Consider the following 2,184-nt stretch of genomic DNA (forward strand, 5'->3'; position numbering starts at 1 on the left):
AAACCACTCGGCCACCCATCCAGGAACGTCCTAACTTAGTTGGCCGCAGCGACTTCTTGAAGCGCGCCGATTTCGTGGTAGATCCTCGTCGTCCTCGACGCCCCTGCGACATGAACAGTGCCGACCGCGGCACCTGCTCGATCGCCGCTCATCGAGTTCCTACGGCACGTAAACGCCGAAAATCCACGTGTGAAAATTATCCTCGCCGGGCGCGGCGACGAGCTGACCGTCGGCGCCGATTCGGAGGCTGAAAAGGTGAAAAGTGAAAAACGACTGCGAACCGGAGCCGGGCGGAAGCACGACACGCAGCGTCCCCGTTTTCCCATTGTTGATCCCGCAGTACCGTACTCCATTGGCCAGCACGGTGTCCGGACACGAGAACGATAGCGTCGCCGAAGGAAGTGACGGCGTGTGTTGACCCGAGATCGGGAACATCACCCACTCCTCTACGGTTCCGACCGACCATCCGGTGATCGGGACGGAAACCCCGCCGGTGGTCGTCGAATACCACCCGTTTGTCGCGACGTTGAAATACGGCGTTGGGATCGCCGGCACGCACGGATCGCCGCCGAGCGCTGCGGCCTGATTTGAAAACACTCGCTGATAGTAGAATCCGCCGTCGAGATACCGTGTCCCTTCACACATGTCCGCGTTCTCTTCGACCGTACCGCCATTATCCAGGCCCCACGGGCTGCCGGTCCACGGCGGGGTCGCGGATGCCAATAGCCACGCGCTGTCCTCGGGATCCGACCTGAAACCGCAGGTGGAAAGCCCCAGACGGTGGCGCGCACGCGCCCACGCCGGTGCAGCTCACGCCCTGCGGCAGAAAGATCGCATACCACGGTACGCCCGCGGCGTATGCGGCTGAGTCGATCGCCGCGGCGCGCACATAGGCATCGATATCCGCCAACGTCATCTGCGTTCCCGCCGCGATCGGTGGGCCGGTGACCGTGAATGCCGTGGCCGTTGGCGACACACCGTAGGGTGTCGCGACCGCCGGCCACCACCGGCTCGTCGGCAGCGCTTTCGCAAACGGGAACAGCGAGTCGCGTAGACTGTCGTTCGCGGCCGCGACGACGACGAGGCGGAGCGGACTGAGAAGATGTCCGCCATGATTGGTCAGCATCGGGAATCGCGAGCTCCCGCTATCTGGCGTCGAGGGTGCGGTGTCGCTTCCGCAACCGACGATCACGGCGGCACACACTCCCAGCAACGCGGTTCGTGAGAACGGGCGGCGCATCTCTGAATTACGTCGAGGTGCTCGCCAACGGCGGCCCGGCTCTCTCGAAACGCGAGCGACGCAAGCCAGCCGAGCGCAGCGACTTGGAAAAACTCATTCGACTCTACGCGGTCGCCGAGCGGAATTCCGATCGCGAGACCCGCCGTTGATGGCCGCGACGATTCCTCACCAGCGTTTCGCCAAGCCCGCCCCGACGAAACGCTCGCTTCCCGTCTCGCTCCCCAGCCCTCGACCGACTCTCACGTCGAGCTGAAGACGGTCGTTGATGAGAAATGTGAGTCCTCCATCCACGTCGTTGCCCGCCGTGCCGCTGCCGCTCCCATGGACGCGGCCGATCGCCAACCCCTCGGCGAATACGGACAGGCTCGGATTGATCGCCCACCACGAGGCCGCGCTCACCCATCCCTTCCCCGCGCGCCCCGTCTCGTTGACGATGTCGCTGTAGCCCACGTTGGTGTACAGCGAGAACGGGCTCGCCGTCGTCCAGTTCATGGCGACCTTGACCTCGGGCTGCGACGAGCCGGCGCCGAACCCGCTGGCGCCGGTCGGCAGGGTCGTCGCCGCCAACAGCGCGACATTCGGCGCCCACGAGTGCACGCTGTCCGGTGCCGACCGGAGATTCAGCTTCGCCCCGAGCTTGAGGTCTTCCACACCACCGGTCCTCGGCGCGCCGGACACCGAGCGAAGACCATATGAGTTTCCAAATAGGCGCGCCTCGGTCCGCGCGCCGAGGCCAAGGCGCAGCAGCGTCTCGCCGGCTGAGAAGTACTCGGTTCGCGAGCCGGACGGGCCGACGCGATCGTCCGTCGCGCCGGCCTCGAGCTGCACCGCGCCGGCCGGCAGCGCGACCGGAGTATCCGTATAGCCAGGCCGATCGGCGACGACGGGCCCCGGCGCGCCGAGGTGGGCGCACGCGCCGAGCGCACCGGCCATCATGAGCCGAA

Annotated in this window: 3 protein-coding genes; all 3 read right to left on the bottom strand. The window is 65.9% G+C overall.

The features are described 5' to 3' along the window. Window positions 1-159 precede the first annotated feature (159 nt). Window positions 160-645, bottom strand: a complete 486-nt coding sequence (locus tag VGQ44_16775) for a hypothetical protein (protein HEV8448487.1) — start codon at window positions 643-645, stop codon at window positions 160-162. 28 nt (window positions 646-673) lie between these two features. Next, window positions 674-1,126, bottom strand: coding sequence for a hypothetical protein (locus VGQ44_16780; protein HEV8448488.1), 453 nt, complete (start codon window positions 1,124-1,126; stop codon window positions 674-676). Window positions 1,127-1,405: 279 nt separating this feature from the next. Continuing rightward, a partial coding sequence (locus VGQ44_16785) for a transporter (GenBank protein HEV8448489.1) occupies window positions 1,406-2,184 on the bottom strand: 779 nt, incomplete at its 5' end.

The sequence above is a fragment of the Gemmatimonadaceae bacterium genome (assembly GCA_036003045.1).
GTDB lineage: Bacteria > Gemmatimonadota > Gemmatimonadetes > Gemmatimonadales > Gemmatimonadaceae > JAQBQB01.

Bases quoted from the DNA above. Each gene is read 5' to 3' on its own strand.
- VGQ44_16775 (HEV8448487.1), bottom strand. From the start codon at position 645: ATGTGTGAAGGGACACGGTATCTCGACGGCGGATTCTACTATCAGCGA.
- VGQ44_16780 (HEV8448488.1), bottom strand. From the start codon at position 1,126: ATGCTGACCAATCATGGCGGACATCTTCTCAGTCCGCTCCGCCTCGTC.